This window comes from Litoribacterium kuwaitense, from assembly GCF_011058155.1.
GTDB lineage: Bacteria > Bacillota > Bacilli > Bacillales > DSM-28697 > Litoribacterium > Litoribacterium kuwaitense.
Window position 1 is genome coordinate 194,328 of record NZ_JAALFC010000001.1, and the last position, 18,572, is coordinate 212,899.

The window sequence follows — 18,572 nt, forward strand, 5'->3', positions numbered from 1 at the left end:
TGCTGAACTAAAAAAAGAATACGACGTATTTTAAAAGGGGAACTAGTGAGATGAAAGAAAAAATGGCTGCACAGCTCTTTACGGTTAAGAAGGAAATGAGTGAAGATTTTTCAGGGACGTTAAAAGCTTTAAAGCGAATGGGCTGGCCCGCAGTACAAATATCAGCACTACCTCAGGAGATTTCTCCTAGAGAAGTAAAGCAAGTGTTAGACGATAATCAATTAAATGTGGCCGGCATGCACATCTCTTTAGACCGCTTGATGAATGATTTGCACGCGGTGATCGAAGAGGCGAATTTGTATGGAACAAAAGATTTAGTATGTCCATCACTGCCTCAAGAATATCAGAATGAAAAAGGGTATAAACAAGTTAGGGCCATGCTTAATAGTATTGCCAGGGAAGCTAAAGGCTATCGGATTAGCTACCATAATCATGCGTTTGAATTTAATACGACCGTTGAGGGGAAAAATGCTTTAGATTACTTACTTGAGCCTGTCCCTGGGAATGATTTGTTGGCTGAAATTGATGTTTTTTGGATTAAAAAAGGGGGATATGAACCTTTAACTTTTATTGAGCCATATGCAAACCGTATGCCGATCATTCACTTGAAAGATATGACGAATGATGAGCGTGAGACGTTTGCGGAAATTAATACAGGTCAAATCGATTTTATCCCCATTCTGAAGTGGGCGGAAGCAAACGGGGTAGAATGGTTTGCAGTTGAACAGGATCAATGCGATGTTTCAGGGCTTCACTCTTTAGAAATTAGTCTAAGTGAACTTGCACACTTATTGGAAAAAGTCTGATTATCAAGGCGTAAACAGTCCATTTTAGTGGCACAGGTTACTTTTTGTGCACTTTTCTTTAAAAGAAAACTTAGCGGAGCAAAAAGGCAAGCAGCGGCTCGACACAAGCTTAATTCATGTGGAGACGAGTGAGCCACCAATGATGTTTATCAACAGACTAAGAGTGCCAAAGTCGAGAAAACACGTTTGAAGCGTGAATTCATCGGCTTTTTTAATCGATTGGAAAGAAAAGAAATCTAGCCGTCTTCTTATAAATGAGATATAATATTTAATTAAAATATAGATAAACTGCAAATTCCCCCTTTTTTATGACAAAAAATATGATACTATTGTTACAATGATAGAGCATTTGTACTCGTACATGGGACAAAGCTGAGAAAGGTGGACATTACTTGTCATGAAAGTCGCTAAATTCGGAGGAACGTCCGTAGCAAGTGGGGAACAAATTAAAAAAGTGGGAGATATCATCCACGAAGATCATGAGCGAAAAATTATCATCGTTTCCGCTCCCGGTAAACGTTTTTCTTCGGATACGAAAACGACCGATCTATTAATTGCCCTAGATACGCAAGTTGCTGCAAAAAATCCATATACTGAGGCATTGCAAAGTGTCATTGAACGCTTCCAGGAGATTGCTGCTTCCCTTGGGTGTGGCAATGAACATATTGTTGCTTTTTCTAAAGAATTGCAAGCACTTTGTGAAGATGACAATATTTCAGACGTTCATCGTACGGATTGTTTGAAAGCTTGTGGTGAAGATTTTAATGCCCGGTTAATCGCAGCATACTTAAACCATCGTGGAATTAATGCAAAGTATGTCAATCCTCGTGATGCAGGTCTTGTGTTGAGCGATGAGCCTGGAAACGCACGTGTCGAACCCGAAACATTTGCCCATTTAAAAAAGCTTCGCGACCTCGAGCATACGGTGGTCATTCCTGGATTCTTCGGTTATTCCAAAAGCGGTCATCTCGTCACATTTCCGCGCGGAGGCTCAGATATTTCCGGAGCCATTATTGCTGCAGGCGTACAAGCATCCCTTTACGAAAATTTCACCGACGTTGATTCGGTGTACGCTGCCAATCCAAATGTCGTCGATCAGCCGAAGAAAATAAAAGAAATGACGTATAAAGAAATGCGGGAGTTATCGTACGCTGGGTTTTCGGTATTCCATGACGAAGCACTCATGCCGGCATTTCATGCTGGTATACCCGTACGCATTAAAAATACAAACAATCCTGAAGGTGAAGGAACGCTTATTGTCGCGAAGCGTGATTATGAGACGACGCCGATATCAGGTATTGCCAGTGACGAAGGTTTTGCCAGCATTTACGTAAGTAAATACTTAATGAACCGGGAAGTAGGCTTCGGGCGAAAGCTTTTGCAAATTTTGGAGGATGAAGAACTATCTTACGAGCATGTTCCTTCAGGAATTGATGATATATCGATTATTTTGCGGGAAGAACAGCTGACAGCTGAAAAAGAAAAGCGAATTATGGATAAGATCCAAACAGAGCTGCGTGTCGACATGATTAAAATTGAGCGCGGACTTGCTCTCATTATGATTGTCGGCGAAGGCATGACGAAGACGATAGGCATGGCGGCAAAAGCGACAGCAGCATTTGCCATTGCAAAGGTGAATATTGAAATGATCAATCAAGGATCGTCTGAAGTGAGCTTGATGTTTGGTGTGAAGGCAAAAGATGTGTCTCGGGCGGTAAAAGCATTATATAATGAATATTTTGGGGAGAATCCGGCTGTAAGCGATGCTGTAGTGCTTGAGCCAGTGGAAGCTTCTCATTAAAAAAACTGAGGGTATCATTCCCTCAGTTTTTTGAGTTGTTCGTTTATTTTTTGTGCGACGCGCTGGGATTTTTCCATTTTTGCGATCGCGAAAAACGACAAACCCACCGATCAAATAAAGACCCACTCCTAAAAAAAATAGACCAGCAAAAAACTGCATCCATAAATAAGGATACGGAAATTGAAGACTGGCAAAAAGCACGTCTCGCAAAAGCTTAATGCCATAAGCCGCCGATGCGATTGGAATAAGAATAAGCATTAGGACAAAAAAACGAAGCAAAAAACATTCCTCCCTCTAACGAACTATTCGACGTCGCGTTATAAACATGGTTTAATGGTAAGGAAAGCTATTCAAAAGGTACGCACTATTTGCGAGCTTGTCAAGAACAAGACGCAAAGTACGTGTGAATGTGTACATAGAAAGGAGCGGCTTATGACCAAGTCCTATGATCTAATCATTCTAGGTGGTGGTGTGGGTGGCTATACGGCAGCCATTCGAGCTTCTCAACTCGGTATGAAGACAGCAATCATCGAAAAAAATCAGGTAGGAGGCACTTGTCTTCATGAAGGGTGTATACCGACAAAAGCCTTTTTAAAAAGTGCGGAAGTGTTACAGCAAATTCATCGTGCAGAGCGTTTTGGTATTGAAAATGCTTTTGCTTCTTTAAATTTTACAAGTGTTGCCGAACGGAAAAATAACATCGTCAATGCGCTGTACAAAGGCGTTCAACAGCTCATGAAGCAAGCGAAAGTCGACATTTTTGTCGGTCACGGAAAAATTGAATCTGCGCCCCAGCAAGCTGAAGATGAACAATTTACAGTCTCGGTGAATGAAGATACAGTCCTTCGTGGAACGCGGATTCTCATTGCTACAGGTGCAAAAAGTCGTTGGATTTCTGAAGCTCCTATAAATCATGACCTAGTCTTAAGCTCTGCTGATATGGTAAAATTAACTCAGCTCCCAGAATCGCTGACAATTATCGGTGGCGGAGTGATAGGTGTTGAATGGGCTTCGATGATGGCTGACTTCGGCGTTCGTGTTACATTACTTGAAGTCGCTGATCGTCTCTTGCCAAACGAAGACCGTCATATATCAGAAGCGATGCAAAAGAGTTTGAAGAAAAAAGCGGTCAACTGTTTAACGGGCATTACTGATCTTGACATCACGACAGAAGATAAAGTTACAGTACAATGCGTTAAAGAAGGCGAACCATATGATGTCACAAGTGATCTCCTCCTTGTTGCAGTAGGTCGTGAAGCACTGACGCATGACCTTGGTTTACAGGACGTAGGCATTAACACCGAACGATCTGCCATAGCTGTGGATGATTATCAACAAACGAATATCCAAGGTATTTATGCCTGCGGGGATTGTACAGAAGGTCCTCAATTGGCTCATAAGGCGGCTTGGCAAGGAAAAATGGCTGTCGAGCATGCCGCGGGGTTAAACGTCGAGCCAATGCCGATGCATATGATTCCTCGTTGTGTTTATGGAGCGCCGCAGGCGGCAAGTGTCGGTTTTACAGAAGAAGAATTACAAACAAAAAACATCTCATATCAAGCAAAAACCTTTCCTTTTCAATTAAATGGAAAAGCATTAATTGAAGATACGGAAGGCTTTGCCAAGCTTTTATACGATCATGCATCGGGCGATGTGCTCGGCATACACTTATTTGGAGATCATGTTACTGAAATGATTGCAGCCGGCACGATGTCGCTGTATGTCAATGGGGCGGTTAATGAAGTCGCGGAAATGGTTTTTCCACACCCGACGATTTCGGAGTCTTTAAATGAAGCTGCCAAAATGGCGATTGGCACGCCGGTGCATATTTAAGAGGAGGGGAAGTTGTGAAGAATAACAGGCACCGTTCACTCGGACTGACAGACGAAGATGTCATTCAAATGTATAAAACGATGCTTTTGGCTCGTAAAGTGGACAACCGTACGTGGTTGTTAAACCGTGCTGGGAAGATCGGTTTCGTAATTTCGTGTAAAGGGCATGAAGGTGCCCAAGTTGGTGCTGCCTTTGCGCTCCAGCCGGGGACAGACTATTTATTACCATACTATCGTGACCATGCACTCGTCCTTCATTTTGGGATGACCGCAGCGGATTTGATGTATTCCAATTTTGGACGCGCCCAAGACCCTTCATCCGCGGGCCGGCAAATGCCGGGGCATTTTGGGAAGAAGTCGAGTCGGATCGTTACCGCCTCCTCTCCGGTGACAACGCAAGTTCCGCATGCTGCTGGAATTGCTTTAGCTGGGAAAATGAAAGGCGAATCTTTTGTGACGTTTACGTCGTTTGGTGAAGGTTCTTCGAATCAAGGTGATTTTCACGAAGGGCTTAATTTTGCCGGTGTTCATAAGCTTCCATCCATTTTCATGTGCCAGAATAACCGTTATGCGATCTCTGTTCCCCATCATAAACAGCTTGCCTGCGAGCAAGTGTCAGATCGTGCAGCAGGTTACGGAATGCCAGGGGTGACCGTGGAAGGCAACGACGTGTTAGGCGTGTATGAGGCGGTTAAAAACGCGCGAGAACGGGCAATGAATGGTGAAGGCTCAACATTAATTGAGGTCATGGTTGAGCGAATGACGGCTCATTCTAGCGACGATGATGATCGCAGTTATCGGCCGTCTGAAGAATTTGACCTGTTTGCAGCTAATGACCCCATTACCGTGTTCAAAGGAGAGCTCATTGAGGCCGGCTTGCTCTCAGATGAACTTGAGCAAAGCATTGAGACCGAGTTGGATGCGATTGTCGATGAGGCGACAGAGCTGGCGGAACAAGCCTCCGAGGCGGATGAAGACTCCTTGGAACGTTACGTGTACGACACAGAAGGGGGGGCGTCTTAATGGCAGTAATGAATTATTTAGAAGCAATTAAGACGGCATTACACGAAGAAATGGCCCGCGACGAAAATGTCTTTGTCATTGGCGAAGATGTCGGCGTCCGTGGCGGTGTTTTTCGGGCAACGGAAGGGCTGTACGAAACGTATGGTGAAGAACGTGTCATCGACTCGCCTTTGGCGGAGTCAGCCATTGCTGGTGTTGGTGTTGGGGCAGCCATGTACGGAATGCGCCCTGTTTGTGAAATGCAGTTTGCCGACTTTATTTTACCCGCAGTAAACCAGATTGTGTCTGAAGCGGCGAAAATACGCTATCGTTCAAACAACGATTGGACTTGCCCTGTAACGATTAGAGCACCTTTTGGTGGAGGGGTAAAAGGCGCACTTTATCATTCTCAATCGCTAGAAGCTTTGTTTGCAGGCACACCAGGGTTACGCATTGTCATCCCTTCGAGCCCTCGTGATGCTAGAGCATTGCTGAAAGCGTCGATTCGCTCAAATGATCCCGTCCTCTTTTTTGAGCATAAGAGAGCTTATCGTCTGTTAAAAGAAGACGTTCCTGAAGAAGAGGAAGTCATGGATATTACAAAAGCAGCCGTCAAACGAGAAGGCGATGATTTGACAGTGATCACCTATGGCCTTTGTGTTCATTACGCTTTGGAAGCAGCAAAGCGATTAGAAGAGGATGGCATATCCGTCCATGTCCTCGACTTACGCTCTGTTTATCCTATGGACCGCGAAGCGATCGTTGAGGCGGTCAATAAAACAGGCAAAGCATTACTCGTTACCGAAGACAACTATGAAAGCTCCGTTCTCGGTGAAGTGGCAGCGATCATTGGGGAAGAATGTCTCTTTCAACTGGATGCTCCTTTGCAGAGGGTTTGTGGACCGGATTCTCCGGCAATGCCTTTCGCGCCGAGTCTTGAAAAACACTTTTTAGTTTCACCCGAAAAAATTGAAAAGGCGATGAGACAGCTTGCTGCTTTTTAAGAGGAACCTAATTCATTTAGTGCTAGGAAGGAGGAGCTCAAGGTGCCTGTAGAGACAATTCGCATGCCGCAACTAGGGGAAAGCGTCACAGAAGGAACGATTAGCAGGTGGCTTGTCAAGGAAGGCGATCACGTCAAAAAATATGAGCCGATTGCTGAAGTGATGACCGATAAAGTGAGTGCGGAAATTCCTTCAACCAAACAGGGGTCTATTTCTGAGCTGATTGCCGGTGAGGGAGATACCATTTCTGTCGGGGAGGCTATTTGTAAGATGGACGTCGCTGAGGCACCCTCGGCGGCGAAAACAGGGACTCCTCAAAAACAAGCATTTCAATCAACACCTACACCTTCAAGACCTACACGACATAAAACGTTTAAAATACTTGATAAAAAGCGTTATTCACCAGCAGTTCGCTGGCTTGCAGAAAAAGAAGGTGTCGTGCTTGAAAACGTCACTGGTACTGGTGCGCAGGGGCGTGTAACGCGAAAAGACGTAGAACGTTATCTCGCTTCTCTCGAGACCGTGGCTGAAGCCCCATCATCGTCAAGTGAGATTGACCAATCAACGGTCACGGACAAAGTCATTAAAGATACGGTGACTGAAGGGCTTGATGTTGAACGCGGGGATGTCGTCATTCCAGTGAAGGGTGTCCGTTCCGTCATTGCAAAAAATATGCTGCGGAGTACAACTGAAATTCCGCATGCATGGACGATGGTTGAAGTTGATGTGACCGGGCTCGTTCAGCTTCGTAAATCAATTAAAGATCAATTTTATAGCAAAGAAGGCTATGGCATTACTTATTTTCCGTTTTTTATTAATGCTGTCGTTGAGGCACTACGTGAATATCCGCAATTAAATTCGGTCTGGGCAGGAGATCGGATTATCCAGAAAAACAATATTAACATTTCGATTGCGGTCGCAACCGATGACGCCCTTTTTGTTCCTGTCATTCGACATGCAGATGAAAAAAGCGTTAAAGGCCTTGCACGAGAAGTCACGACGTTAGCGTCAAAGGTGCGCTCCGGAAACATTTCGTCAGAAGAGATGAGCGGAGGAACGTTCACTGTCAACAATGCCGGCTCATTCGGATCTGTTCAATCAATGGGTATTATTAATTATCCACAGGCCGCCCTTTTACAAGTAGAGTCAATCGTCAAACGCCCTGTCGTGATGGAAGACGGGAGTATAGAAGCACGGGATATGGTTAACCTTTGCTTATCACTCGACCACCGTATTCTGGATGGACTCGTTTGTGGCCGTTTCCTCGGAAGGGTAAAGGAGTTACTCGAAAGAATTGATCCAAAAGAAACGACGATATACTAAGCCATGTTACACGCTTGAAGTCACGATGAACGTCGTGGCTTCAAGGTGTAGACAAAGGCTTTTTAGAGTTTCTACACATAGTCTATCTTTCCTTAACATGCCGTTTTGTCTGTTTAAAAAAGCACTCGTCACTCTTGGCGAGAAGGCGAGAGAGGACGAGCGCGCCATACAACGACGGGTGAAAAGCGTTTGTCAACAGGCTGACGTCGTTAGCTTTTCCCTGTGACGACAAAAAGGGCTGCGTCGGGGGAACGCAGCCTTCATAGGGAGTTTATAGGGTATGGGGTCTCGATGCTACATTATTTGGATTCCCTTTTTTAACAAATCTAAACCTATTTTACGGTAAAAAATAAAGCGGGAAATTGCTTGAGGTCTTTGGGTGGACAAGTTCATTCAAGAGATGCTCGAAATGATAACATGACGTGAAAGGATGGGATTCAATTGACTTTTAATATCTTTCATCCAGATGGAGAAGACTACGTGTCTATGGCTAGAAAAGACGCCGAAGAGGCAGGGTTTGAAAGCTTGCGAACAGCAGAGGAAGTCAAAGGCGCACTTGATCAGTCTGGTCTCATTGTCGTATTTGTCAACTCCATTTGTGGTTGCGCCGGTGGCATTGCTCGTCCGGCTGGGAAAGCGTGGCTTCAGACAACGAGAGATGTTAAGGCATATACGGTGTTTGCTGGACAGGATAAAGAAGCAACGGAGACGGCTCGAGCTTACTTTACAGGTTATCCTCCATCGTCCCCGTCGTTTGCTGTTCTTCGTGATGGTGAAATGATTGGAATGGTTGAACGTTTAGAGATCGAAGGAGCTTCGCCTGAAGAGGTAACGAAAAAGCTTACACAGCTAACTAGCTAAGGGGTAAAGGCGGCGTTACATGATGCGGATGTATAGAATAGGCTATCGAACAGTAAAAACTGCAGCTGGCACCGCAGCTTCAATTGCAATTGCACAGGCGTTGTTGCTTCCTAACGCCGCCTCTGCCGGAATTATTTCGATATTATGTATTAAGCCGACTCAGAAAAAATCTTTAATTAGCGCTGGACAGCGTTTTGTCGCTTGTGTTTTGGCCATTATTTTTTCGGCATTGTTTTTTGAGGCGTTTGGATACGAGCCGCTTACGGTTGCTTTGCTGCTTTTGTTTTTTATTCCTGTAACCGTTATGCTCAAGGTCGAGGAAGGCATCATTACAAGCTCAGTGATCGTGCTGCATTTCTATTTAGCGGAGCAATTCACTTGGGTCTTTGCCTTTCAAGAAGTGCTCATTATCGTCATTGGTATTGGGATGGCACTCGTATTAAATTTGTACATTCCTAAAAATGAAGCGTCTCTAAGTAAATTGCAATCTCAGCTGGAGGAACAGTACAGTCAGATTTTTATCGAGCTGGCTTCTTTTCTTAGAGAAGGGCGTATGGACTGGAACGGTCAGGAAATTACGGTGGCCGCATCCTGCATTGAACAGGGAAAAGAGCTGGCGTTACGAAATGCTGAAAGCTATCTGTTGCGGAATAAAAATAAGTATTACCATTATTTTAAAATGCGTGAGAAACAGTTTGACATTATTGAGCGGATTTTATCGACCGTTTCCCGCATGCCGGTCACTGTGAAACAAGGAGAAATGATTGCGGATTTTTTAACGGAGCTCAGCCTGTCGATTATTCATCCGGAGAATAGAGCGCACGTCTATGCTGACAAGCTAATGCATTTGAAAGAGGAAATGAGAGAAACGGATTTGCCGCAGACGCGAGAAGAATTTGAAGTCCGCGCCCTACTGTATTATTTCATTACCGAAATGGAAAGGTATCTGGACATAAAGCGTCATTTTTACCCAGTGTAAACTAAAATAATCGAGGGCACTCTACTGTGTAAAACAGGGGGTGCTTTTTAACGTGCAATGGTTCAATGTGATTATGATAGGTGTGATGTCAATACTAACGATAAGCCAACAGCATGACGTATTCATTATCGTTTCAAAGGCGAAAAATGAATTGGCCTATTTTGAAAAAGGTTCACTCAAGTATACTGTCCCGGTTGCTACAGGGCTACAGCCAGATGATACGCCAGAAGGAATTTTTACTGTCGTTGTAAAAGCAGCCGATCCGTATGATCGAAAGCGGGATATACCTGGAGGTGTGCCTGAAAACCCTCTTGGTAGCCGTTGGATCGGTCTTGATGCCCGGGAGACTGATGGTAGGATTTACGGCATTCATGGCAATAATAATCCTGCGTCTATTGGGCAACGTGTTACGAACGGCTGCGTTCGCCTGCACGAAGCTGATATTCAACGCTTATTCGCTGAAACTCCTTATGGAACTCATGTGCTGATTACGTCTGAAGACAGCTCGTATGAGTCATTAGCCGAGGCGTATTTTAATCGTTCTTCGCAACGGTCATCTGCATAAAACAACAAAAGACGATACTTCTGTTGATAACCGCTCGTCTAGGTCATCGTTCAATTTATGATGACGTACGCTAAGCTCATGGTTGGTAAGCGCTTTCGATCAGGGATAAAACATAGAAAAGTATGGTTAGTTCGATTTGCCTTTGTCTACGATACGCAACCACAGAAGACGCTCTCTTCTGTGGTTGTATGCGAACCTGCTTAAAACATAAACGCAGCTCCTGCAAAAAGTGACGACAGAAGCATTGAAAAAATCATGATATAAACAACGAGTTTCATTGTTTTTCTAGACATACCAACCCTCCACCAAACTTCTCTTCTGTTTATTGTAGCCTGTCTGATTCAAGGCTGCAACAAAAAAATAAGGCGAAGTTGAAGCTTATTCGCATACCCTTTTAACAAGTGTTCTTAGTGAGGATACCGAATTAAAGGGGGAATCAGCTAGTGGTAGCGATTGCGGAGGAACGCATTCTCACTCTTCTCGATGATGAGACGTTTATCCCGTTTCAAGCAAAGGTCACCTCGTTTGAAAAGAAGGGGCAGGAGGGAGATGGTTTATTTGCCGGTTTTGGCCAGATTGATGGCGTCGATGTCGCTGTATACTCGCAAGATGTTTCCTATCGGGGTGGGTCTGTTGGCGTTGTCCATGCACGCAAGATGGCTGCGCTTATCCGGCGGGCAAGAGTGGGCAGCCTTCCGCTGATCGGCTTGGTTGATTCGGGTGGCGCCCGTCTGCAGGACGGCATTGCTGCATTAGAAGGGTATGGTCTTGTCTTTCATGAGCTAATTCAAGCATCTGGCTCAATTCCATTAATCTCGGTGATGCTAGGTGTTTGCGCTGGTGGTGCTGTTTACGGCCCTGCCCTCACAGATGTTGTCATTATGAATGAAGAAAAAGCGCAGATGTTCATTACAGGGCCTAAAGTGCTCAAACAAGCGACCGGTGAAGAGGTTGACGTCAGTGAATACGGCAGTCCGTTAGTTCAAGCTCGTTTAAGTGGAAACGTCGACATTTTAGAAAAGAACGAGGAGCGCTGCTTGCAAACAGCACGAGACTTCATTTCCTTTTTGAAAATGAAAACGACGACGAACCAACGCACTAAGAACGAGCTTTCATTCACCTTTCCATCTGACACAAAAAATACGTACGATATGAAACTGTTGATCGATCAGTTTGTTGATGAAGGGACGCGTCGTGACATGAAAGACATGTACGCGCCAAACATGTTGACCTGCTTTGCTCAGTTGGATGGGCAGCCGATTGGTGTTGTAGCGAATCAACCTAAAGTCAAAGCTGGCGTGCTTGATATTCGTGCTTCTGAAAAAGCGGCTCGGTTTATTCAGCTTTGTAATGCATGGGGCATTCCGATTCTTTCCTTTATGGATGCGGTTGGGTTTTATCCAAATAGTCAGGAAGAAAAAGAAGGTCTGATTCGAAAAGGTGCGCGAATTTTGTATGCTTTTGGGCGGGCAACGGTACCAAAGATAACGGTGATTGTCCGACATGGCTATGGTGGGGCGTTTGTTGCGATGAACTGTAAAAGTCTCGGTGCTGATGCAGTGTATGCTTTCGAACAAGCAGACATTGCTGTGATGGGGCGAAAAGGTGCGCGTGAAATTTTAAATCCAGCAACGTTTCAAATTTTTTGTGCAAGTGATGGCTTGAGCGAAGGACTCGCCTCCGGCTATATAGACGATGTTCTTACCTTAGCTGATGCGCCATATGTGGTCGCCAATACTTTAAAGCAGTTGTCGAGAAGACAGCTTGTTTCAGACCGAAAGGGTAATCCACCAGTATGATGTCGAGCATGCGTTCGTCGCTCACCTTTGTTACAATAGATGTTGGTAGAGTAAAGGAGGCGCCTACAATGGTGAATGAAGAGCGACTTATTAATGAATTTATTGAACTGGTTCACATTGATTCTGAAACGAAGCAAGAACGTCATATTGCCGATGCCCTTATAAAGAAATGTGAGCAGCTCGGTTTTACTGTAGAAGAAGATCAAACAGCCGCCATCACGGGACATGAAGCAGGGAACCTGATTTGCACACTGAAAGGAAGTGTGCATGGCCCAGGCATCTTTTTCACAGCACATATGGATACAGTTGCGCCCGGCCAGGGGATTCGTCCTCAATTAAAGGACGGCTGGTTAACATCTGACGGAACGACGGTTTTAGGTGCGGATGATAAGGCAGGCGTAGCGGCAATGTTAGAAGCGATGAAGGTCATTCAAGAAGAAGGCTTGTCGCACCCTGACATACAGCTCATTATTACCGCTGGGGAAGAATCAGGGCTAGTCGGCTCAAAAGCGATGAAAAAGGAGCAAATAGCTGCCAGCTTAGGCTTTGCTTTTGATTCGGACGGACAGGTAGGGACGATCGTGACCGCTGCACCGTCACAGTATAAATTGAATATGACGGTCCAGGGAAAATCGGCTCATGCTGGTGTAGCTCCTGAAAAAGGGGTGTCGGCGATTACGATCGCTGCTAAGGCGATTGCAAAGATGAGGCTTGGTCGCATCGATGAAGAAACAACCGCCAACATCGGTCGTTTTGCCGGTGGGCAAGCGACGAATGTTGTATGCGAGCACGTCGATTTGCTTGCTGAAGCACGCTCATTGACTGAAGAAAAAGTGGTCGCTCAAGTGAAGCATATGACCGACGTATTAGAAGAAACGGCGCAGCGTATGGGAGGCAGTGCTTCGGTTGAAGCATGGCAGGCATACCCGTCCTTTTTACATACGGAGGAGTCACCTGTCGTCCAACAAGCTATGAAGGCAGTGCGCTCAATTAATCGAACGCCGAGGCTTGTACAAAGTGGAGGCGGAAGCGATGCGAATGTATTTTCTGGATTAGGTGTACCGACAGTGAACTTAGGAATTGGTTACGAAAATATCCATACGACGAATGAAAGAATTGCGGTCGAAGAAATCGTAAAGGCAGCAGAATTGGTGATCGCGATTGCGACCCAAGCAGGTAGTGAGTCAGTAGCGAAGTAGAGGTGACTTCTATGAGCGGTCGGGTTATTTTTCATATTGATTTAAATAGTTTCTTTGCGAGTGTGGAAATGATCCTGCAGCCGCATTTGCAGAAGCACCCAGTCGCGGTTGCTCGCACGAGTAGTCAGCGACATGGGATTGTCGTGACGAGCAATTATGAGGCTAGGGCACACGGTGTTTATACGACAATGCCTGTATGGAAGGCAAGACAGGTATGTCGTGACCTCGTCATTGTGCCTCCTCATTTTGAAGAATATCGCCGTTATTCAAGCGCATTTATTGAACTTCTCCAAAGCTATTCTTCCTTTGTTGAACAAGCATCCATCGACGAGGCATATGTCGATGTGACAGACAGTACGAAGCAAAATTATGTTCAACTTGCTGAGGAAATTCAGGCTTCTTTGCTTAAAAAGCTAGGGCTCCCGTGTAGTATCGGGATTGCCCCTAATAAATTTCTTGCAAAAATGGCTTCTGATATGAAAAAGCCTTTAGGCATATCCATTTTGCGAAAGCGAGATTGGCCAACCTTGTTTTATGATCAGCCTGTCGAGGAAATTCATGGCGTTGGTGATAAAACAGGCGAGCATTTGCGGCGTATCGGTATTCAAACGATCGGTGCTTTAGCAAAAGCAAGCCCAGCGCAGATTATTGAGCATTTTGGACCTAAATCTGTCCGGCTGATCGAAAAGGCACAAGGCATCGATGATCGTCCAGTTGACCCTGAACGGGCGGAGCAACGTAAGAGTGTTGGCGTTTCCTCGACATTTCACGACGACTTGGAAACAGCTGCAGAATGCCACGAGGCACTTCGTAAGCTTTCTGAGCGGTTGTCTGTACGGCTTAAAGAAAAAGGACTTTGGGGATATCGATTAACTGTCCAAATGAAAGACAGTGCTTTTCGTGTATCATCAAAGACGTACTCATTGGAAAAACCAGTCCAACAAAGTGAGGCGGTCGCTCAGGAGGCTGTGCGATTACACGAAGCTTTGTGGGATGGACGCCCGGTGCGTTTGTTAGGTGTAACCGCGTCTGAAGTAGGTCCGTTAAAACCATTCAGCTATCAATTGAATTTGTTTACGCTTGAACAGGATTTAGCTCGTTATTCAGCAGGAATCGAAGAGGGGGGATCACCATGAAGTTGACTTTTCTCGGTACGGGGGCAGGACTCCCTGCCAAACAGCGCAATGTCACAGCAACGGCTCTCCAATGGACAGAAGATCAGTCTGAAACATGGCTATTTGATTGTGGGGAAGGGACGCAACGGCAAATCCTGCACACATCGATTAGACCGGGGCGAATTACTAAAATTTTTATTTCACACCTTCATGGTGATCACATTTACGGACTGCCTGGATTATTGAGCTCGCGTTCATTTTTACATGGGGAAAATGTGCCTCTTGACATCTATGGGCCGAAAGGATTAAAAGAGTATCTTGAAGTGTCACTTAACATGAGTGGTACGAGCTTAAGTTATCCGTGGACCGTTCATGAACTGGAAGAAGGTAGGGTTTTTGAAGATAAATACAGTTATGTTGACGTGTTAAAGCTGGAGCATACCATTTTGTCCTATGGCTTTCGAGTTGTTGAGAAGGATAAGCAAGGTGCGCTACTCGTTGAGAAGTTGCAAAGTGAAGGCTTGACGCCAGGACCATTGTTTCAGCAATTTAAAGAGCGTGAGGAAGTAAAATTGGAAGACGGTCGTCTGTTGAGAAGTAAGGACTTTCTAGGCTCGCCGAAAAAAGGGCGGGTGGTTGCGGTTTTAGGAGATACGAGATTATGTGAAAATAGCATTGAGCTTGCCAAAAACGCCGACGTGTTAGTTCATGAAGCGACGTATGCTGAGGAAGATAAGGCAGATCAGGCGTGGCAATACGGTCATTCGACAGCCCATCAAGCGGTTCATGTAGCAAATAAAGCAGGCGTTAGACAGCTCATCTTAACCCATCTGTCATCACGGTATCAGGATGATCGTGAGCTCACCGAATCGTTAATTCCGCTCCAAAACAACTTTTCAGCCATCGAGATCGCGCAAGATTTTATGAGCTTTTCAATTGAACGAGGAGAGTAAACTACTGCTGAAGTTGAGCGATGACTCTGCGGGCAAGGGCTGGTCGATCGGTAATTACGCCGTCTAACGACAACGAATAGGCGTGTACAAGATCAATCGGTTGATTCAATGTGTAACCGCGTACTTTGAACCCTTGTTTCTTTACATGCTGAACGAACATCGGCTGCAGCAGGCGGCGCTTCATATGTACGCCATCCGCCTGACAAGCACCTGCTTCTAAAAGCACTCGTTTTCGTGAGCCTGATACAATGAGGGCTGTTTCTATCGAACGGTCCAAATGCTTGAGACGATGCAGGGTGGGCGCGTAAAAGGATGAAAACATTGTTTGGTCTTCAAACGCAAGATCTTTAACGAGGTTAAGCACGATTTTTTCGATATTTACGTTGCCGTGGCGAGGCCATTTTAACTCAATATTAAAAAGCATATTCTTTTGTTTTCCCCACACAAGTACATCTTGAAGCTTTGGCACAGGTGTGAGATTTCCTTTAAACCCTTTTTCAACAAGCAATGCTTGCAAGTGAGTCCACGTCAATTCTCGAACGACATGATGTAGACCAGTCGTCCGCTTTAAAGTTGCATCATGCAAAACAACGGGAATGTCATCCTTTGTCAAATGGACGTCTAGTTCAATTCCGTCCGCACCATCTGTCAAAGCAGTGATAAAAGCAGTCATCGTGTTTTCAGGACATCGTGCGCTTGCCCCTCGATGTGCATAAATGTTCATGATGAGCCATCCTTTATGATCATATACTTATGATTGTTTGTTCTACGTGAGTATAACGCAAAAAGAAACGTATTAGAACGGTTTTTGAAAAGGAGAGGGGATTATTATGCAATGGAGACCGCGATTAATTTGCATTACAGGTGCAACAGGAGGCATCGGCTCAGCCTTAGCGATGGAAGCAGCCAAAGCGTTTGACCGCATCGTCTTAATGGGACGCTCTTTGGACAAATTACAAATGTTGCGAAGCCAGCTTCCGTCATCTTGTGCCGTGTACCTCGTAACGGCTGATTTAGAAAAAAGTGATGATATCACGCAAGCTTTCGCCTCCATTTCAAAAGAAGTGGGGGAGATTGACGTACTTATTAATAATGCGGGCATAGGCCGCTTTCTGCCTTTTGAACAGTTAAAAAGAGAAGAGATTGAGCGAATGGTGAACATTAATGTGAACGCTGTTTTTACAAGTACACAAGCGGTTCTTCCAGCAATGATGCGACGAAAGCGCGGTCACATTATTACAGTCGCTTCGCAAGCAGCAAGACTGCCAACACCGAAAGCAACAGTGTATGCGGCTACGAAGTATGCGGTTCTAGGCTTTTCGGATGCGCTTCGTATGGAGGTGCAAAAAGATGGCATTCTTGTCACGACAGTCAATCCAGGGCCTGTGCAGACCCCTTTTTTTGCTAACGCAGATCCAGATGGTACATATGCTGAAAAAATGAAGCCATTGATGCTTGAACGAACAGCCTTGGCTCGGTCCATTGTCGGGATCGTCGGAAAAAGGCGTAGGGAAGTGAATAAACCGTGGTGGATGCATGTGGGGGCAAAATTATATCAAGGGGCTCCTAGCGTCGTCGAAACGCTTTTCTCAAAACAATTCCATTCCAAATAAAGACTGTCTGCGTTAAAGATCGCAGACAGCTAGCCTGTTGAGAAACGCTTAGGCTGCAATATTTGATTATACTGTGACTTTTTCGAACAGTCCCGATTGGATTAATGTGTTTTCGATGTCGGTATTGTCTTCAGGAAAAGAAATGTCTATCTCTTGATCTGGCTGCAGGGAAAGTGCTAAGACACCTAATAAGCTTTTTGCATCAACGACCCAATCCCCTTTTTTAATGAGAATGGTTTCTGCATGTTTGTTGGCTGCGTTGACGAGTGTACTTGCCGCTTCGGCAAAGACTGGTTGAGTAACTCTTACTTTCACGATAGTCCCCTCATTTCTTATGTAATAGTGGCCTCATTATTAGTATAGTGTCAATGTTAGCGGTTACACAAGCGTTTTTTATTATTTCAAAGGAGATGTTCTATGATGTTAAAGTTGGATGATGAAACAGCTCAAAGGTTAACTGAAAAAGTAACAAATGAAAATCATGTCGTTCGTCTTGTCTATGATCATGAAGGGTGTGGTTGTGCTGTCAGTGGTGTGCCCCTTCTCGTTGAGGCTGCGGCGGCAGAAGAGGGAGATGTATTGTTAAGTCATCATCCGCTTCCTTTTTACATTTGGGGACCGCACCGTATCTTTTTTGCTGAATACTTGCAGTTGAAAGCCAATCCAGGCAAAGAAACGTTTACTTTGCAATCATCGTCGGAAATCTTTTCCCCACATGTTCGCTTACAGCTTATGTAAGCACGCAAAACCTACAGTACAAAGAACTGTAGGTTTTGTTGAATTAACGTTCGCGATGGTTTTTATAACGATCTTCTTTCGTAAGCTGTTTCATAAACTTTATGTCATCGTCTGTCAGATCGACTGACGGTGTCTTGGCGATATCAGTAAGCTGCTCTAGCTTGCTTGCACCGGGAATGACACAGGCGACCGCTGGATGATGCAGCACATATTGAAGAGAAGCTGCTGTAAGCTTAGAAGGAAAATGGTTTTCAAGCTGAGAGAGTGTCGTTTGTAATTCCTGGCCGTCGTAAGATAAATAACCTTCTTGACGAATCGCGTGCTTTCGTTTGTCGTGACCGTTCGTTGCCAGCAGTCCTTTTGCCAAAGGCCCTCGCGCGATGACAGAAACACCGTTGTCGTGCAGGTAATCAAGCCATTCCTCTGGGCGACGATCAAGTAAGCTATATTGCATCATAACCGAAGCAATGTTTGCTTTTTCTACATAAGTTTGAATGACATTTGGTCGGATTGACGATATGCCGTACGCTCTAATTTTTCCTTTTTGTTGCAGCATTTCGAACGCTTCAATAATCTCATCGATCGGGTCGTCCATCGTACCGCCATGGAGCTGGTAAAGATCAATGTAGTCGGTCTGCAGACGACGTAAGCTTTCATCGACCTGCTGTAAGATGTATTCTTTAGTCGGAGCCCACGTCCATCCTTGTTCACCAGGTGTAAAGCGGTTACCCACCTTCGTAGCGATTGTGATGTCTTTGCGGTAAGGTTTTAATATCCGTCCGACTAGCTCTTCATTAAGCCCTTGATCGTATAGGTCGGCAGTATCAAAGTGTGTTATGCCTAAGTCAACGGCTTTTGCTAATAAGCTCTCGGCATGGGAGACGTCTGTACCAAGGGACATACATCCGTAACTAATTGTTGATACAGAAAGCTCGGATTGACCTAAATTTCGTTCTTTCAAAGTGATCCTCCTTCAGATGAT

20 protein-coding genes are annotated in these 18,572 nt (G+C 45.0%); 15 read left to right on the forward strand and 5 right to left on the reverse strand.

Annotated elements, in window-relative coordinates; translation table 11 throughout:
• Positions 1-50: 50 nt before the first annotated feature.
• Together G4V62_RS01060 and G4V62_RS01065 are read left to right on the forward strand one after the other, a co-directional pair.
• Entirely contained in the window at positions 51-806 is a 756-nt protein-coding gene (locus G4V62_RS01060) for a sugar phosphate isomerase/epimerase family protein (protein WP_165198917.1), read from the forward strand.
• Between the two features lie 397 nt (positions 807-1,203).
• Positions 1,204-2,607 carry an aspartate kinase gene (locus G4V62_RS01065; protein ID WP_165198918.1) on the forward strand — a complete coding sequence of 468 codons (1,404 nt, stop codon included), beginning with the start codon at positions 1,204-1,206 and terminating at the stop codon, positions 2,605-2,607.
• On the opposite strand, the gene G4V62_RS20760 is transcribed toward G4V62_RS01065, so the two are convergent.
• Positions 2,530-2,886, reverse strand: coding sequence for a DUF2627 domain-containing protein (locus tag G4V62_RS20760; RefSeq protein ID WP_376768242.1), 357 nt, complete (start codon positions 2,884-2,886; stop codon positions 2,530-2,532). The two genes, G4V62_RS01065 and G4V62_RS20760, sit on opposite strands and share 78 nt — an antisense overlap.
• A 153-nt stretch (positions 2,887-3,039) precedes the next feature.
• On the opposite strand from G4V62_RS20760, the gene lpdA reads away from it, so the two are divergent.
• The 7 genes from lpdA to G4V62_RS01105 all read left to right on the forward strand — a co-directional run bounded on the left by lpdA (position 3,040) and on the right by G4V62_RS01105 (position 10,173).
• On the forward strand, positions 3,040-4,440 hold the full coding sequence (lpdA, locus tag G4V62_RS01075) for a dihydrolipoyl dehydrogenase (RefSeq protein ID WP_165198919.1): 1,401 nt from the start codon (positions 3,040-3,042) through the stop codon (positions 4,438-4,440).
• A 14-nt stretch (positions 4,441-4,454) separates the two neighbouring features.
• Complete coding sequence (locus G4V62_RS01080; protein WP_165198920.1) at positions 4,455-5,462, forward strand: thiamine pyrophosphate-dependent dehydrogenase E1 component subunit alpha; 1,008 nt, start codon at positions 4,455-4,457, stop codon at positions 5,460-5,462.
• Complete coding sequence (locus G4V62_RS01085; RefSeq protein WP_165198921.1) at positions 5,462-6,445, forward strand: alpha-ketoacid dehydrogenase subunit beta; 984 nt, start codon at positions 5,462-5,464, stop codon at positions 6,443-6,445. Before G4V62_RS01080 ends, G4V62_RS01085 begins: the two co-directional genes overlap by 1 nt.
• Positions 6,446-6,487: 42 nt before the next feature.
• Positions 6,488-7,768: a dihydrolipoamide acetyltransferase family protein gene (locus G4V62_RS01090; protein WP_165198922.1), complete on the forward strand. Its 1,281-nt coding sequence runs from the start codon at positions 6,488-6,490 to the stop codon at positions 7,766-7,768.
• A gap of 441 nt (positions 7,769-8,209) precedes the next feature.
• Complete coding sequence (locus tag G4V62_RS01095; protein ID WP_281357966.1) at positions 8,210-8,629, forward strand: BrxA/BrxB family bacilliredoxin; 420 nt, start codon at positions 8,210-8,212, stop codon at positions 8,627-8,629.
• A gap of 28 nt (positions 8,630-8,657) precedes the next feature.
• A complete protein-coding gene (locus tag G4V62_RS01100) occupies positions 8,658-9,608 on the forward strand; it encodes an aromatic acid exporter family protein (RefSeq protein ID WP_165199086.1) in 951 nt (316 codons plus the stop codon).
• A 52-nt stretch (positions 9,609-9,660) separates the two neighbouring features.
• The gene (locus tag G4V62_RS01105) at positions 9,661-10,173 is read left to right on the forward strand and encodes a L,D-transpeptidase (protein WP_165198923.1); all 513 of its coding nucleotides are present in this window, start codon (positions 9,661-9,663) and stop codon (positions 10,171-10,173) included.
• A gap of 200 nt (positions 10,174-10,373) precedes the next feature.
• Here G4V62_RS01105 and prli42 read toward each other — a convergent pair whose 3' ends face one another.
• Complete coding sequence (gene prli42 / locus G4V62_RS01110) at positions 10,374-10,466, reverse strand: stressosome-associated protein Prli42 (protein ID WP_165198924.1); 93 nt, start codon at positions 10,464-10,466, stop codon at positions 10,374-10,376.
• 150 nt (positions 10,467-10,616) lie between these two features.
• On the opposite strand from prli42, the gene G4V62_RS01115 reads away from it, so the two are divergent.
• The 4 genes from G4V62_RS01115 to rnz all read left to right on the forward strand — a co-directional run bounded on the left by G4V62_RS01115 (position 10,617) and on the right by rnz (position 15,239).
• A complete protein-coding gene (locus G4V62_RS01115; protein WP_165198925.1) occupies positions 10,617-11,972 on the forward strand; it encodes an acyl-CoA carboxylase subunit beta in 1,356 nt (451 codons plus the stop codon).
• Between the two features lie 68 nt (positions 11,973-12,040).
• Positions 12,041-13,171, forward strand: coding sequence for a M20/M25/M40 family metallo-hydrolase (locus tag G4V62_RS01120; RefSeq protein WP_165198926.1), 1,131 nt, complete (start codon positions 12,041-12,043; stop codon positions 13,169-13,171).
• Between the two features lie 11 nt (positions 13,172-13,182).
• Positions 13,183-14,307, forward strand: a complete 1,125-nt coding sequence (locus tag G4V62_RS01125) for a DNA polymerase IV (RefSeq protein WP_165198927.1) — start codon at positions 13,183-13,185, stop codon at positions 14,305-14,307.
• Complete coding sequence (gene rnz / locus G4V62_RS01130; RefSeq protein WP_165198928.1) at positions 14,304-15,239, forward strand: ribonuclease Z; 936 nt, start codon at positions 14,304-14,306, stop codon at positions 15,237-15,239. Before G4V62_RS01125 ends, rnz begins: the two co-directional genes overlap by 4 nt.
• A 1-nt stretch (position 15,240) precedes the next feature.
• Here the strand turns inward: rnz and G4V62_RS01135 are convergent, their stop codons facing one another.
• Positions 15,241-15,963, reverse strand: a complete 723-nt coding sequence (locus G4V62_RS01135) for a glycerophosphodiester phosphodiesterase (protein ID WP_165198929.1) — start codon at positions 15,961-15,963, stop codon at positions 15,241-15,243.
• A gap of 106 nt (positions 15,964-16,069) precedes the next feature.
• Between G4V62_RS01135 and G4V62_RS01140 the strand changes: the two genes are divergently transcribed.
• Positions 16,070-16,852 carry an SDR family NAD(P)-dependent oxidoreductase gene (locus G4V62_RS01140; protein ID WP_165198930.1) on the forward strand — a complete coding sequence of 261 codons (783 nt, stop codon included), beginning with the start codon at positions 16,070-16,072 and terminating at the stop codon, positions 16,850-16,852.
• A gap of 66 nt (positions 16,853-16,918) precedes the next feature.
• Here G4V62_RS01140 and G4V62_RS01145 read toward each other — a convergent pair whose 3' ends face one another.
• The gene (locus G4V62_RS01145) at positions 16,919-17,167 is read right to left on the reverse strand and encodes an HPr family phosphocarrier protein (protein WP_165198931.1); all 249 of its coding nucleotides are present in this window, start codon (positions 17,165-17,167) and stop codon (positions 16,919-16,921) included.
• Positions 17,168-17,269: 102 nt separating this feature from the next.
• Between G4V62_RS01145 and G4V62_RS01150 the strand changes: the two genes are divergently transcribed.
• Entirely contained in the window at positions 17,270-17,590 is a 321-nt protein-coding gene (locus G4V62_RS01150; RefSeq protein WP_165198932.1) for an iron-sulfur cluster biosynthesis family protein, read from the forward strand.
• 43 nt (positions 17,591-17,633) lie between these two features.
• Here the strand turns inward: G4V62_RS01150 and G4V62_RS01155 are convergent, their stop codons facing one another.
• Positions 17,634-18,551 (reverse strand): aldo/keto reductase, encoded by a 918-nt coding sequence (locus tag G4V62_RS01155; RefSeq protein ID WP_165198933.1) that lies wholly within the window; start codon positions 18,549-18,551, stop codon positions 17,634-17,636.
• Between the last annotated feature and the right edge of the window lie 21 nt (positions 18,552-18,572).

Coding starts and splice junctions, on each gene's coding strand:
- G4V62_RS01060 (WP_165198917.1), top strand. CDS start 51: ATGAAAGAAAAAATGGCTGCACAGCTCTTTACGGTTAAGAAGGAAATG.
- G4V62_RS01065 (WP_165198918.1), top strand. CDS start 1,204: ATGAAAGTCGCTAAATTCGGAGGAACGTCCGTAGCAAGTGGGGAACAA.
- lpdA (WP_165198919.1), top strand. CDS start 3,040: ATGACCAAGTCCTATGATCTAATCATTCTAGGTGGTGGTGTGGGTGGC.
- G4V62_RS01085 (WP_165198921.1), top strand. CDS start 5,462: ATGGCAGTAATGAATTATTTAGAAGCAATTAAGACGGCATTACACGAA.
- G4V62_RS01100 (WP_165199086.1), top strand. CDS start 8,658: ATGTATAGAATAGGCTATCGAACAGTAAAAACTGCAGCTGGCACCGCA.
- prli42 (WP_165198924.1), bottom strand. CDS start 10,466: ATGTCTAGAAAAACAATGAAACTCGTTGTTTATATCATGATTTTTTCA.
- G4V62_RS01120 (WP_165198926.1), top strand. CDS start 12,041: ATGGTGAATGAAGAGCGACTTATTAATGAATTTATTGAACTGGTTCAC.
- G4V62_RS01125 (WP_165198927.1), top strand. CDS start 13,183: ATGAGCGGTCGGGTTATTTTTCATATTGATTTAAATAGTTTCTTTGCG.
- rnz (WP_165198928.1), top strand. CDS start 14,304: ATGAAGTTGACTTTTCTCGGTACGGGGGCAGGACTCCCTGCCAAACAG.
- G4V62_RS01135 (WP_165198929.1), bottom strand. CDS start 15,963: ATGAACATTTATGCACATCGAGGGGCAAGCGCACGATGTCCTGAAAAC.
- G4V62_RS01140 (WP_165198930.1), top strand. CDS start 16,070: ATGCAATGGAGACCGCGATTAATTTGCATTACAGGTGCAACAGGAGGC.
- G4V62_RS01150 (WP_165198932.1), top strand. CDS start 17,270: ATGATGTTAAAGTTGGATGATGAAACAGCTCAAAGGTTAACTGAAAAA.